This window comes from Paraburkholderia sediminicola (assembly GCF_046026675.1).
GTDB lineage: Bacteria > Pseudomonadota > Gammaproteobacteria > Burkholderiales > Burkholderiaceae > Paraburkholderia > Paraburkholderia sediminicola_F.
Genome location: NZ_JAQQEY010000001.1, coordinates 2250365 through 2263084 on the forward strand (window position 1 = coordinate 2250365; position 12720 = coordinate 2263084).

General features: G+C 62.1%; 12 protein-coding genes. 5 read left to right on the top strand and 7 right to left on the bottom strand.

The genetic code is table 11. The features are described from left to right. Nucleotides 1–92 precede the first annotated feature (92 nt). Nucleotides 93–641, top strand: coding sequence for a 4-hydroxyphenylacetate 3-monooxygenase, reductase component (gene hpaC, locus PQQ86_RS09780; protein ID WP_408266115.1), 549 nt, complete (start codon nt 93–95; stop codon nt 639–641). 42 nt (nt 642–683) lie between these two features. On the opposite strand, the gene PQQ86_RS09785 is transcribed toward hpaC, so the two are convergent. Then, the gene (locus tag PQQ86_RS09785; RefSeq protein WP_408266116.1) at nt 684–1616 is read right to left on the bottom strand and encodes a LysR substrate-binding domain-containing protein; all 933 of its coding nucleotides are present in this window, start codon (nt 1614–1616) and stop codon (nt 684–686) included. 364 nt (nt 1617–1980) lie between these two features. Between PQQ86_RS09785 and PQQ86_RS09790 the strand changes: the two genes are divergently transcribed. From PQQ86_RS09790 to PQQ86_RS09800, 3 genes are all read left to right on the top strand, one after another. Continuing rightward, entirely contained in the window at nt 1981–3294 is a 1314-nt protein-coding gene (locus tag PQQ86_RS09790) for an MFS transporter (protein ID WP_408266118.1), read from the top strand. A 45-nt stretch (nt 3295–3339) separates the two neighbouring features. Then, entirely contained in the window at nt 3340–4803 is a 1464-nt protein-coding gene (locus PQQ86_RS09795) for an amidase family protein (RefSeq protein ID WP_408266120.1), read from the top strand. 132 nt (nt 4804–4935) lie between these two features. Next, nucleotides 4936–6138: a porin gene (locus tag PQQ86_RS09800; protein ID WP_408266122.1), complete on the top strand. Its 1203-nt coding sequence runs from the start codon at nt 4936–4938 to the stop codon at nt 6136–6138. Between the two features lie 117 nt (nt 6139–6255). On the opposite strand, the gene PQQ86_RS09805 is transcribed toward PQQ86_RS09800, so the two are convergent. The 3 genes from PQQ86_RS09805 to PQQ86_RS09815 all read right to left on the bottom strand — a co-directional run bounded on the left by PQQ86_RS09805 (nt 6256) and on the right by PQQ86_RS09815 (nt 8103). Continuing rightward, nucleotides 6256–6636, bottom strand: a complete 381-nt coding sequence (locus PQQ86_RS09805; protein ID WP_408266124.1) for a copper resistance CopC family protein — start codon at nt 6634–6636, stop codon at nt 6256–6258. Between the two features lie 30 nt (nt 6637–6666). Then, complete coding sequence (locus tag PQQ86_RS09810) at nt 6667–7563, bottom strand: hypothetical protein (RefSeq protein ID WP_408266125.1); 897 nt, start codon at nt 7561–7563, stop codon at nt 6667–6669. Nucleotides 7564–7668: 105 nt separating this feature from the next. Continuing rightward, nucleotides 7669–8103, bottom strand: a complete 435-nt coding sequence (locus PQQ86_RS09815; RefSeq protein ID WP_408266127.1) for a DUF2946 domain-containing protein — start codon at nt 8101–8103, stop codon at nt 7669–7671. A gap of 153 nt (nt 8104–8256) precedes the next feature. Between PQQ86_RS09815 and PQQ86_RS09820 the strand changes: the two genes are divergently transcribed. Further along, the gene (locus tag PQQ86_RS09820) at nt 8257–9603 is read left to right on the top strand and encodes a TAXI family TRAP transporter solute-binding subunit (protein ID WP_408266129.1); all 1347 of its coding nucleotides are present in this window, start codon (nt 8257–8259) and stop codon (nt 9601–9603) included. Nucleotides 9604–9619: 16 nt separating this feature from the next. Here PQQ86_RS09820 and PQQ86_RS09825 read toward each other — a convergent pair whose 3' ends face one another. The 3 genes from PQQ86_RS09825 to PQQ86_RS09835 all read right to left on the bottom strand — a co-directional run bounded on the left by PQQ86_RS09825 (nt 9620) and on the right by PQQ86_RS09835 (nt 12607). Further along, nucleotides 9620–10345, bottom strand: a complete 726-nt coding sequence (locus PQQ86_RS09825) for a ProQ/FinO family protein (protein ID WP_408266131.1) — start codon at nt 10343–10345, stop codon at nt 9620–9622. Between the two features lie 238 nt (nt 10346–10583). Then, nucleotides 10584–11948 (bottom strand): ATP-binding protein, encoded by a 1365-nt coding sequence (locus PQQ86_RS09830; RefSeq protein WP_408266133.1) that lies wholly within the window; start codon nt 11946–11948, stop codon nt 10584–10586. Continuing rightward, entirely contained in the window at nt 11948–12607 is a 660-nt protein-coding gene (locus PQQ86_RS09835; RefSeq protein WP_408266135.1) for a response regulator, read from the bottom strand. Before PQQ86_RS09835 ends, PQQ86_RS09830 begins: the two co-directional genes overlap by 1 nt. Nucleotides 12608–12720 lie beyond the last annotated feature (113 nt).

Genomic DNA, 12720 nt, shown 5'->3' on the forward strand with positions numbered 1-12720 from the left:
CTCTACGCGCACCGCTCGCGCTGATTTTTTTCCACGCGTGGATTGATTACGCTTGAATCCAGATCCCTACCGCGCCCCCAGGAACCCAGAACATGACGCCGAACTCACAAGTAACGCAAGCGACTCCCGCCGCCGACCCCGATCTGGCAGCCAGGCAGCAATTCCGTCAGGCCATGGCGCATCTATCCGCGGCCGTGAATGTCATCACGACCGCCGGTCCGCATGGACGCTGCGGCGTCACCGCGAGCGCCGTGTGCTCCGTCACCGATACGCCGCCCACGCTGCTCGTCTGCCTGAACCGTTCGAGCGCGATGCACGCCACCTTCGAACGCAACCGGCACGTTTGCATCAACGTACTGCCCGGCGAGCATGAACTGCTCGCGCGACACTTCGCCGGCATGACGCAGGTACCGATGGAAGAACGCTTCGGCTGGCCGATCTGGGACGACGGCATGCACGGCGTGCCGGTCCTGCGCGACGCACTCGCGAGTCTGCAGGGCGAGATCGTCGATCTCAAGGAAGTGGGTTCGCACTCGGTCATGTTCGTCAAAACCACCTGCATCAGCGTGCGCACGGACGGCGATGGTTTGATCTATTTCGATCGCAATTTCCACCGCATCAAGCGCTCGGCATCGCATTGACGGGCGACGGGAGCAATTGAATGCGGCCGCGGCGCGTGGCCCCTAAACCACGCCCGCGCTATCGGTGTCGAACTGAAACTGCGGCACAGCCGTGACGGCTTCAACGAAACAGTCGATCAGATAATCGCAGGCGGACGTATTCAATGCGTCGCGTCGCGAGATGATCCCTACCGACACGCGCGGCAATAGTTCACGCACCGGCACTGAAACGAGCCGCTCGCGAATCCACTCTGCCTCCAGAAAGCTCTTCGGACAACACGACAGAAGATTGCTATTCACCGATAGCGAAAAACTCGCACTGAACGAACTGCACTCCACCACCACGTTCGGCGCGCTTGCCCCATGCTGCACGAAAAAATCCTGTAACGACTGGCCAATGCTTTCGGGCGTGGTGTTCAGCATCCATTCCGCGCCTTCCAGATCCGCGATCGATTCGGCATTCGCCAACGGGTGCCCTTTGCGCGCGGAAATGATCAACTCGCCTTCGAGCAATGAGCGGAACATGAATTCCGGCGCGAGCTTCTTTTCGTCGACGATCGCGATCACGAAGTCGAGCGAGCCATCGCGCAGCCGTGCCAATGCTGCCGTCAGGAAACCTTCCTGAACTGAGAGCCGCGTCTTCGGCATGCGCTGCCGGAACGAGTGAATGGCGCGCGACAGAAACTTCAGCGACACCAGCGGCGTGACTGCACACGATACGGTCCCGCCCGCCTGACCGGATAGATGGACCACGTCGTCTTTCGCGTGCTGCATTTCAGCCAGGATGAGCCTCGCGCGCGCACACACGGCCTGGCCGAACTGCGTGAGTTGTGCACCACGCGCGCTGCGCGACACCAGCGGCACACCCAACTCCTGTTCGAGCTCACGAATCGCCTTGGTCAACGCGGGCTGGGACAGACACACTGTTTTGGCCGCGGCGCGAATGCTGCCGTGCTGGGCAATCGCCACTAAAGCGCGCAACTGGTTGTATTTCACGGGTTAGAGCGGTCGGATGAACCGTTGGAGAAAGAGGAATCACGCTCGGCATCAACCTGTGGCTGACGGCTTGAATCGATGGTACACCGCTGGAAAAACCCCGGCCATGCTCCCAAATACCCATTGCCGTGCGGCCCGCATGGGCCCGGCCCCTCGCGCTAACCCGATCCGGCCGCGCGCGATAACCCAGCGTTATCACAATAAGAAAAAGCAAATCCAGAACGCTTTTTTGACTCCCTAGACTTTTCCTGTCGCCGTCATTGAAGGCGCTCTGCCCGATCAAAGCGCTCGAACCGATGTTGAAGCGCGCTCGAAACGATATCGAAACATCACGGATTGATTCACCTCCAGAGGGATCCCGTTCATGAAGTCACCTTCACTCAGTTCATCGCTCAACGATGTCAGTCAAAGCGCGAGGCACGGTCCATCGACTCGCGGGCTGATCATCGCGACGACGATCGGCAACGCATTCGAATTCTTCGATCTCACCGTCTACAGCTTCTTTGCCGTGCTGCTCGGCAAACTGTTCTTCCCCCTCGCTTCGCCGCAGCAGCAACTCTTACTCTCGGTCGGCACGTTCGGTATCGGCTTTATCGCGCGTCCGCTCGGCGGCGTGCTGTTCGGGGTGCTGGCGGACCGCTTCGGCCGCATCGCCGCGATGAATCTCACGCTCGTGACGATGGCAGTCGGCACCGGCCTGATCGGCGTGATGCCCACCTACGCACAAATCGGCATCGCCGCACCGCTCGCCATTGTCGCCGCACGCTTGCTGCAAGGCTTTTCCGCCGGCGGCGAAGTCGGCGTGGCAACCACGCTGCTCGCGGAACGCGCGTCTTCTTCGCGGCGTGGCTACATCACGAGCTGGCAGTTCGCAAGCCAGGGTGGGGCAGCGCTGGCCGGCTCGCTGGTGGGTTTTCTGCTGTCGCACTACCTCGACAAGGCTTCGCTCGAAGCCTGGGGATGGCGTATTCCATTTCTGGCGGGCGTGCTGATCGCGCCGCTCGGCCTTTATCTGCGTTCGCGGCTGGGCGGCGAAGCGGATGCGCCTGTTGACTCAGCGCCCAATTCCGCCGGCGTGCTGAAGACTGTTCTGCAACGCGACTGGCGTCTTGTCCTGGTGGCCCTTTTCCTGGTGGTCGGCGGAACGTCGGCGCATTTCATCGTGATCTATTACATGTCGACGTATGCGATCAAGGTACTGCATCTGCCAATGGATACCGCACTCTGGTGCGGGATTCTCGCCGGCGCGGTCATGCTGGTGATGTCGCCGGTGGGCGGTATCTGGTCCGATACGTTCGGCCGCAAACGCATTGCCTTTATCTCACGCGTGCTGCTGACCGTGCTCATTCTGCCGGGCTTCTATCTGATCCAGCATTCGCCTTCGATCAGCACTTTATATCTGGTGATCTGTGCGCTCGCAGCGTTGCACTCCATCAACGCAGGCGCGACCGGTTCGATGCTGCCGGAGATGTTCCCCCGCGGCACACGTGCAACGGGACTTTCCATTGCCTATGCAGCGGGCGTGTCGATCTTCGGCGGCTTTGCGCAATTCATCGTGACGTGGCTGATTCAGGCAACCGGGAATCCGGCCGCCCCCGCCTGGTACGTGATCGTTTGCGGGGCGTTCTCGCTGGTCGCGCTCCTGTTCGTGGTCGACCGCACACGTCAGGACATCTAGGCCGCCACACACGCGTCATTCACTCTCCAACACCGCGAAATTCTCATGTCAGACACTCTTCATGCCGTTACACGGCTCGCTGCCAGCAGCGATCTTTGCGACCAGTCCGCCCTTACCTTGCTCGATCTGCAGCGCAAGAAGGAAGTAAGCGCCGTCGACATTCTGAATGCCCACCTCTCACGTATCGAAACCGTCAACCCGCAAGTCAACGCGCTGGTGACGATCGCCGACGAATCCGCCTTACGTAACCGTGCCGCCGAAATCGACGCGCAATGGGCGCGCGGCGTCTGGCAAGGTCCTCTGCATGGCCTGCCCGTTTCGCAGAAGGACCTGACCGCGACGCGCGGCGTGCGCACCACGTTCGGCTCAAAGGCCTTCGAACATCACGTACCCGAGCACAGCGCACTGATCGCGCGTCGCTGTGACGCCGCAGGTGCGCTGATGATCGGTAAATCGAACACCCCTGAGTTCGGCTCGGGCTCGCACACGTTCAACGACGTGTTTGGCGTGACACGCAATCCGTGGGACCTGAGCAAATCCGCCGGCGGGAGCAGCGGCGGCGCGGCGGCATCCGTTGCGTGCGGGATGAATCCGCTTGCGTGCGGCAGCGACATGGGTGGTTCACTGCGCAATCCGGCCGCGTGGAATGCGGTGGTGGGTTTGCGTCCGTCGCCGGGACGCGTGCCGCGCGCGCCGGATTCGAACGGCTGGGCGACGCTCGGCGTAGATGGGCCGATGGCGCGCAATGTCGCCGATACCGCCTTGCTGCTCAGCGCGATCTCCGGACCGTCCGGCGAAACCGCGACCGAAATCACCGAACCAGGGTCGCGCTTCGCGCAACCGTTGCAACGCGATTTTCGTGGCACACGCGTCGCCATGTCGGTCCAGCTTGCCGGTCTTGCTGTCGACCCCGAGATTCAGCGGACCGTACAGGCCCAGGCGGCGGTGTTCGAGTCGATGGGTTGTGAGGTCGAATTCACCGACCCCGATCTCGGCGATGCCGAGGACGTGTTCCGCATCGAACGCGCCTGGATGATCGGCAGCCTGGTCGATCGGCTCGATGCCGAGGCTCGCGCGCAACTGAAGCCGGAAATCGAAGCGGAGTGCCGCCTGCATCGCTCGCTATCCGCCGCGGACCTGGGCGATATGTTCGTGCGTAAGACGGCGTTGTTCGAGCGCATGCGCCGCTTCATGGACAACCACGCGTACTACGTACTACCCGCCACGCAGATGCTGCCCTTCGACGCCGATCTGCGCTGGCCCACTGAATTTATGGGTACGCGCTACGACTCATACATCGACTGGATGCGCATCTGCTGGTATCTGTCCTCCACTGAATCGCCGGTGCTCGCTTTGCCATGCGGCTTTAGCGTGTCCGGCTTGCCGATCGGCTTGCAGGTCGCCGGACGCTTTCGCGACGACTGGGGTCTGCTGCAGTTCGGCCACGCCTATGAAGCCGCTGCGGCCCACCGCACGATACGGCCGCCGATGATCGGCGGGCCCCATTAAACACCGCTAATTCCAAGGTTCTTCCAGTAGCCGGTTTCGCCGCCGGCTGCTTGCAGACAAGCAACGCGTGGCTCGCGGGAGCGAACACGTCCGTCACTTTTCGCACTTTCTCTAACTTGAGCGTCAGACCACATGAAAAAAACGCTACTGACAATATGCCTTGCCGCTACCTTTCCGGCCGTGGTGCATGCACAGAGTGCCGTTACGCTATACGGCATCATCGATGAAGGTTTGAGTTATACGAGCAATGCGGCGACGGCCAACGCCAACGGCGGCGTCTCGGGCCATAGCGCGATTCGTCTGCTGAGCGGCGTGATGCAGCAAAGCCGCTGGGGCATGCGTGGCACGGAGGAACTCGGCGGCGGCATGAAAGCGATCTTCATGCTGGAGAACGGCTTTGACGCCAGTACCGGCAAGCTCGGGCAAGGAGGACTGCTGTTCGGCAAGAAGGCCTGGGTAGGCTTGTCGGGTCCGTTCGGCACGGTAACGCTCGGCCGCCAGTACGACACGAACGTCGATATCCTCGGCCCGTTCGAGGTCGGTGACCAATGGGGCGGCTATATGGCGGCGCATCCCGGCGATCTCGACAATATCAACAACACCAACTCCACCAACAACGCGATCAAGTTCACCAGCAATACGTATGGTGGTTTGACGGTGGAAGGTATGGTCAGCCTTGGCGGCGTCGCGGGCAATTTCTCGCGCAACCGGATCTGGTCGGTGTCGGCGGGATATGTGAATGGGCCGTTGGCGCTTGGTGTGGGTTATCTCGATGTCGCCAATCCGAATACATCGTTCTTTGGCAGTACCGGTAGTCCCGCGGCTACTGTGAATGGCGTGCCGGGCAGCAATATGGTGTCGCCTGTGTATTCCGGGTATGCGTCGGCGAAATCGCTGCATGTGATCGGTGCCGGGGCGTCGTATCTTTTCGGTGCTGCGACGTTCGGCGCGACGTATTCGAATACGAGCTTTCGTGATCTTGGGGATCTATCATCGGGGCCAAATCCTGCTGGGCTGAGCGGCAACGCTACGTTGAACAATGCGGAAGTGAACTTCAAGTATCAGATCACGGCTGATTTGTTGTGCGGGGTTGCGTATGACTATACGAAGGGGAGCTCGGTTAAAGGCATGACTGGGGCAACCTATCAGCAGGTCGCTTCAGGGATCGATTACTTCGTGTCGAAGCGTACGGATGTGTATCTGATTGGGGTTTATCAGAAAGCCTCCGGGGCAGATTCGACCGGCAAGCAGGCCGTAGCCGCTATTAATGGACCTTCTGCGTCGGCTGACGACAAGCAGGCTGTTGTTCGGATTGGCCTGCGGCACAAGTTCTGATTTTTTCTTCGGGCGGCGCTCCTCTGTTTGCCGCCACAAAGAGGCAAACAGACGTCAAGCCTTCATGGATACCGCGCCATTGTTCTCGCGATGACGCGGCGCGGCACGGTTTCAGCGCTACTTCACGTCGAATGCGTAGTCGCCATGCGTGCGATGCCCGTCGGAAGCCACGGCCACCCAATGCACGGTGTAATGACCCGCCGCGAGCGTCGGTAGCGGCACAGCGATCGCCGCCGCCTGATGGGCGTCGACCGCGGATTTCTCCGTGTTGACCTGCTTGCCGCTCGCGTCGGTCACCGTCAACGAGCTGAATGACGGCTCGAGCGGCCCGTCGAATATCACGCGAACCTGAGCGGGCGACGCCACCGTCGCGCCCGCGCCCGGCTCCTGCTTCTGCGGAAATACATGGGCGAAAGCGGTGCTCGCGAACGCAAGCCCGGCAATCAGCAAGGGCATCTTCACTGCGGCGCGCAGCCAGTCATATCGATCGTTTTTCATCGCCTGCTCCTGCGTTATGGTGTTTATGCGCTACTGGAAGAGAGGTTTGCCGATCGTGGTGGGCGCAACATCGTCGAAGAAGATATGCGCCTGAACCAGAATACCCACATGCGAGCCGCTTGCGTGGTTGATCGGAATTTGCGCTTCAACGCCGAACTGGCCATAACGATTGATCCAGATGAAACCCGGATTGACCGTGCCGGTTGTCTGGCCCTGGCTTCTCGAGAGCGGAATTTCCACCAGCGGAATCACGTTCGCCAACGGCTGCGGCAGGCCGATGTCGTGCACGTGCTGCTGAAGATACGGCAAGCTGTATTGCACTGTGAAGCCGTAGTTGAACGCGTTCGGCTGCCCTGCCCCTGTTGTCAGCGCCGGGCCGGCTTCACCCGTGATCGCAATCGGCCGCAAATAAGCAAGCGATGCGGGAAGATCGCCCATGCCCTTGCCCGCGTAAATCGTCGGCGAGATCGTCGAAAAGTTGTCCGCGATCGCGCGGCTTCCCGTGCCCCCGAGTTCAGCGTCCACGCCGACCGAGGTCATGAACTCGTGTTCATCGTTGACGTACAGCAGGTACTTCAGACCGACGCCGAAATTGTCGAAGCCACGCGCCTTCGGATTGTTTTGCATCGCGTAGGTACCGTCTACCGACACCGCCAGCCGCGGTGTGATCAGCTTGTCGTACTCGAAATCGAAGGTATTGATGCTTTGATCGCCGGCGTCGCCCGGTAGGCGCTGGTGGCCGTACTCGAGGTTGGCTTCGTCGCCGACACCGGGATCGTCGACGGCCAACGTCGACGGAAAGATGCGATTACCCGCAATCGCGTGAGCACTGGCGAGTGAAGGAGCGAAGAGAAATACGCTGGCGGTAGCCGCAACGAGCGACGCCGCGCGCAGCGGTATCGCGCTGTGCGTTGCCTGGGTTTGCATGGTTCATCCTGTTCATGGGTCGTGACAATGCCGGCGCGCACCTCGACGGGCGGACGTGCAGCAGCATCGCGATGCGGTCATGGCATCGCAACGGTATGACTCGAATCAGGATGCGAACGGAGGGGCGCGGGGCTGCGCGAAGGTGAGCGGCTCGACGCGGCGAACACGTTCGAAGCGGGTCGCAACGGTGTGCTGGACAGCACGGACGGTGACAAAGAACAGCGCCTCGACGCTGGGCACCGCCGGCATGTGGGCGAGCAGACTGCAATAGCCGCAGGCGTCGCCGTCAGACGTAGCTGCGTGTTGAGCGTGTTTGCTGCCGGGGTCGTCCGATGCCTGAACCTGCATGGAGGGCATCGACGACATGCCGCCCATGTCCGGCATGGAAGCCATTGACGGCATCGAGCAATGCTCGCCTCCCATTCCGGCATCACCGCCGTTGTGTGCGGCGAGCGAATGCGAGATCGTTGGCGCGAGCGTGGCCATCAGGATCGCAAACAATCCCAGCCAACTGCCGATCTTCCGATGGAAACGACTCAAGATGCGCCCGGCGACACGATTAGAAGCTGTCGTGGATTATGCCATGGCCTATCGCGTGTCCTGGCCGGCAAGGCGCCGGTTATGCCGAACATTTGGCCGATACGCTGCAGACAGTGGACAATGCCTCATCCCGGCTACCGGCACGGAGTGCCCATGAAAGCGTATCGCCCGCGTCCCCCGCATTTTCCCGGCGATCAGTCGCATGCGGAGTGGCGCGATCACACCTTGCCTTACATCATCGTGGCCGCGCTGATCGTGCTGATCATCACGCTGATCGTCTGGGTGGTCGATCCGGCGCCGCCGAAGACCATCACCATGAGCGCGGGCCCGCACGATAGTTCGTTCCTCGTCACCGCGAATCAGTACAAGAAGATCCTCGCTCGCAACGGCATCACGCTGAAGGTGCTGGAGTCCGATGGCTCGGTGCAGAATCTGGGCCGTCTGCTGGACCCGAAGCAGCATGTCGACCTCGCGCTCGTGCAAGGCGGTGTGGCCGATGGGCGCGATACATCGTCGCTGATGTCGCTCGGCAGCGTTTTTTATATTCCGGTGGTGGTGTTCTATCGCGGCACGGGTATCAGCGATCTTTCAGAACTGGAAGGCAAACGGATTGCAATTGGCCGCGAAGGCAGCGGAACGCGCCTCCTTTCGCTCAAACTGCTGGAAGCAAACGGCATCCAACCAGGCGGCAACACCGTGCTGGTGCCGAGCGACGGCATGCAGGCCGCCACGCAACTCGTGGCGGGCGATGTCGACGCGGCAATCCTCAACGGTGACTCGGCCACGCGCGGCCTGATGCTGCGACTCCTGAAAGTGCCCGGCATCTCAGTGATGGATTTCGACGAAGCCAGCGCCTATACGCGTCTCTTTCCCTACCTCGACGAGATCGACCTGCCGCCCGGCGTGCTGGATCTCAGGCGCAGAATTCCGCCCAACACCATCCATCTGATCAGCCCGACGGTCGAACTCGTGGCCCGGACCGGTCTACATCCGGCGATTTCCGACTTATTGATCGAGGCCGCGCAGGAGGTGCACGGCATGCCGGGGCTGTTGCAGCACGCCGGGGAGTTTCCGAGTCCGGTCGCCCATGAATATCAGGTCAGCGAAGACGCGCAGCGCTACTACAAGACCGGCAAGAGTTTTCTATACCGCACGCTGCCGTTCTGGCTCGCGAGCATCGGCGATCGCACGCTCGTTCTGCTGCTGCCGATGGCGGTGTTGTTGTTTCCGGCGATGCGCCTGATCCCGGCACTGTACCGGTGGCGCGTGCGCTCGCGCATCTATCGCTATTACGGCGCACTGATTGCGATCGAACGCGGCGCACTGGCCGACTCGACCGAGGAGGAACGCAAGCAGCTTTTCGCGGAGCTCGATCATATCGAGGCCTCGCTGAGCCGCTTGCGTATGCCGCTCGCATACGCCGACGCGTTCTATGTGCTGCGCGAGCACGTCGGCTTCGTGAGGGTCCGCCTGGCGGCGGCGCAAGGCAGCCGCCTTTAACAGGGCGGCGGGCCTTTTACGCTTCGGCGGTGGCCGACGGTGCTGCCGGCGGCGTAGTCGATTCAGCAGCCGGGGTATCCGTCGAGGCGACTTGCGGCTCGGTTTCCGCAGCAGCTTGCGGAGTGGCCGCTGCTTGCGCCGCATCATCAACCGAAACGACCGGAATGGCCGATGCAGCAGAAGCATTGGCGGACGCCTCAGCCGACGAGGCCGCTGCTTTCGCCGCGCCCCTGCCCGCACGATGCGCCTGCAGACGCTGCGCGCCGGCCGCTTCCTGCGCCGTCACCTTGCCTGCTTCGCCGCCCGTCAGATCGACGCGAGCGGCGCCTTCAACCAGGCATTTCCAGTAGCGGCTGCCACGGCACCAGGTCTTGATTGCGTCGCGCAACTCGGCTTCGCTCAGCGACAGCTCCTTCGCGTGAACGACGAGATCTTCGAAGATGCCGACCTTCAGCGGCAGCTTGGGCGCCGGATTCTTCGGGAAAACATTCGGGAAGCGCTTTTGCAGTCTCCCGATCGATTTCACCACCGGGTCCACCGGCTTCGCGTCGGCCGCGGGCCTGGCGTCAGCCGCCGGCTTGGCGTCTGTCACTGGTTTGTGACCAGGCGCGGCACGACGCGGCGGCGACGGCTTGCGCGCGGGCTTCGCACCGGGCTTGGCGACCGGCTTGGCCGCAGGCGCAGCTTCGGCGCGTGCCGCGGCCAGTTGCTTCTTCAATTCAGCAAGTTGTTCGAAACCCATAGCGCACAATCAATCGAGAAAGACAGGATTGTAGCAGCGTGTTGAAACATGCTCGTGAGAGGCGGTGAGACGCCGTGCGCTAGCAGTGGCGAACGTTCTGCTGTGGCACGATTAAACTCGATACTTTCCGCCCCTCTTCCCGCTTTCGCATTTCATTGACCGCAAATAAAGCCCGTATTTCATTGCGCTTTTCGAAGGATGGGGCTGAAGATCTGTTTTTTGCCGCAGAGGCAAAAAATTAGCTTTTGACCGCCACAGGCGCCGTCACCTCAACCGCCGTCAGGCCAAAAACCGACACGCACAAGCCGGGCCGGCCGGCGTTGTTACGCAGCGAAAGCTGCAGTTGATGCCGTGCGGCGATCCGGGCCACAATCGCCAGCCCAAGTCCGCTGCCGTCGCCCTGGGCCTCCTCCCCGCGATAAAAGCGGTCGAAAACCCGCTCGATCTCAGCCTCCGGTATCCCGGACCCGCTATCCACGACATCGAATCCCACCCGCTCGGCCGACCGTTTCAGAATCACGTCGACACGCCCACCCCGCGGCGTATGCCGGATCGCATTGTTGATCAGGTTTCCCAACAGGACACTCATCCCGTGCGGCTCCGCCAGCACCGTATAGACATCGTAGTTCGCGCGAGCGTCTTCACACTCGAGCCCGAGATCGATCTCCCCCGTCTCCGCGAGCAGCGAAAAATCGCCGACGACCTGCTCGCCGATCCGGCGCAGACTCACCGGCACCATCGACGTCACCGGATGCGCGTCCTCACGCGCCAGCGTCAACAACTGCTGCACCAGGTGAATGATCCGGTTGACCCGTCCCTCGACGCGCTCCAGCGTTTGCCCCTCGCCCTTTAGCGAGCCGTCACGGGAAGCCGCCTGCAATTGCAGCTTCAGCGCCGCAAGCGGCGAGCGCAACTCATGCGCGGCGTCGGCGATAAAGGTGCGCTGCGCCTGCGAAGCAACGTTCAGACGTTGCAGGAGATCGTTGAGCGCTTGTACCAGCGGCTTGATTTCGACCGGCACGCTGCCGCCCAGATGCAATGGCTCCAGCGAATCGAGCGAACGGGTCGTCAGCGCGCGCGTCAGACCGCCGATCGGCGCCAGTCCCCTTGCCACGACTAGCAGCACCAGCAAGATTGTCACCGGCACCAGCACGCCGAGCGGCCAGAGCGTATGCAGCGCCAGTTGCAGCGCAAGGTCTTCCCGCACGGAGATCGGTTGCGCAACCTGGATATAACGGTCGCGCTGTTCCAACCCGAACGCGCGCCAGTGACTCTCGCCACGCTCGACCGTGCTGAAACCCGCGGGCAAACGCGAGAATACCGGCGCCTGCATCGAGTGATAGATGAGCTTGCCGGAGCGGTCCCAGATTTCGATTACGACCCGGTCGTCGGCCAGATCGCCCAGGTCGGGATTGCGATGCTCGCCGTCTCCCGCACCGGCCAGATTCGACGGCAACGACAGCGCCACGGTACGCAGCTCGTAGTCGAACAGTTCGCCCGCTTCTTCGCGCGCGGTGTGAAAGATGCCGAAGCCGGCCACGCCCGAGGCCGCGGCCAGCCCGAAAATCAGCCAGCCCAGCAGCCAGCGGCGAATCGACGTCATCAGCACCTCTTCAGACGGTAGCCCACGCCGCGCACGGTCACGATCTGCTCCGCGCCGATCTTGCGCCGCAAGCTGTGCACGTGCACTTCGATGGTGTTGCTGCCTACCTCCTCGCCCCAGCCGTATAGCTTCTCTTCCAGCTCAGGCTTGGTGAACACGCGCGTGGGCTCTTCGATCAATGCCTGCAGCAAGGCGAACTCGCGCGGCACGAGCGGCAGCAGTTCGCCGCCTTTGGTGACTTCGTGCGCCGCGGGATCGAGTGTGAGCTCGCCGTGCGCATAGACAGGCTGCTTCTGGCCGGTGCGCCGCCGCAAGAGCGCGCGCACCCGCGCGGCCAGCTCGTCGAGGTCGAATGGTTTGATCAGGTAATCGTCGGCGCCCGCATCGAGGCCGCGAATCCGCTCGTCGACCGCGTCGCGCGCGGTCAGGATGATCACCGGCGCGGCGCCTCCGCTCTTGCGGTAGGCATTGAGCACGTCGATGCCGTCCTTCTTCGGCAAGCCGAGATCGAGCAGCACGAGGTCGTACACGCCGTTGCCCAGCGACAGTTCCGCCGCGCGACCGTCTTCGGCCCAGTCGATCGCGTAGCCCGAGCGGCGCATCGCGCCCAGCACCGTCTCCGCAATCATGTCGTCGTCTTCGACCAGTAGCAGACGCATGGTCTCTCCTCTCTCCAGTTTGCCCGCATTGTCCGGCCCGTTAGCTTAACGCTTCCTTATGCGTCCCTTATGAGACGCTTAAGGGACGCTGAAGCGAGGCTTAGTGTCCGTTA

Coding starts and splice junctions, on each gene's coding strand:
- PQQ86_RS09825 (WP_408266131.1), bottom strand. CDS start 10,345: ATGGGTTTCGAACAACTTGCTGAATTGAAGAAGCAACTGGCCGCGGCA.
- PQQ86_RS09810 (WP_408266125.1), bottom strand. CDS start 7,563: ATGCAAACCCAGGCAACGCACAGCGCGATACCGCTGCGCGCGGCGTCG.
- hpaC (WP_408266115.1), top strand. CDS start 93: ATGACGCCGAACTCACAAGTAACGCAAGCGACTCCCGCCGCCGACCCC.
- PQQ86_RS09790 (WP_408266118.1), top strand. CDS start 1,981: ATGAAGTCACCTTCACTCAGTTCATCGCTCAACGATGTCAGTCAAAGC.
- PQQ86_RS09795 (WP_408266120.1), top strand. CDS start 3,340: ATGTCAGACACTCTTCATGCCGTTACACGGCTCGCTGCCAGCAGCGAT.
- PQQ86_RS09805 (WP_408266124.1), bottom strand. CDS start 6,636: ATGAAAAACGATCGATATGACTGGCTGCGCGCCGCAGTGAAGATGCCC.
- PQQ86_RS09830 (WP_408266133.1), bottom strand. CDS start 11,948: ATGACGTCGATTCGCCGCTGGCTGCTGGGCTGGCTGATTTTCGGGCTG.
- PQQ86_RS09800 (WP_408266122.1), top strand. CDS start 4,936: ATGAAAAAAACGCTACTGACAATATGCCTTGCCGCTACCTTTCCGGCC.
- PQQ86_RS09820 (WP_408266129.1), top strand. CDS start 8,257: ATGAAAGCGTATCGCCCGCGTCCCCCGCATTTTCCCGGCGATCAGTCG.
- PQQ86_RS09835 (WP_408266135.1), bottom strand. CDS start 12,607: ATGCGTCTGCTACTGGTCGAAGACGACGACATGATTGCGGAGACGGTG.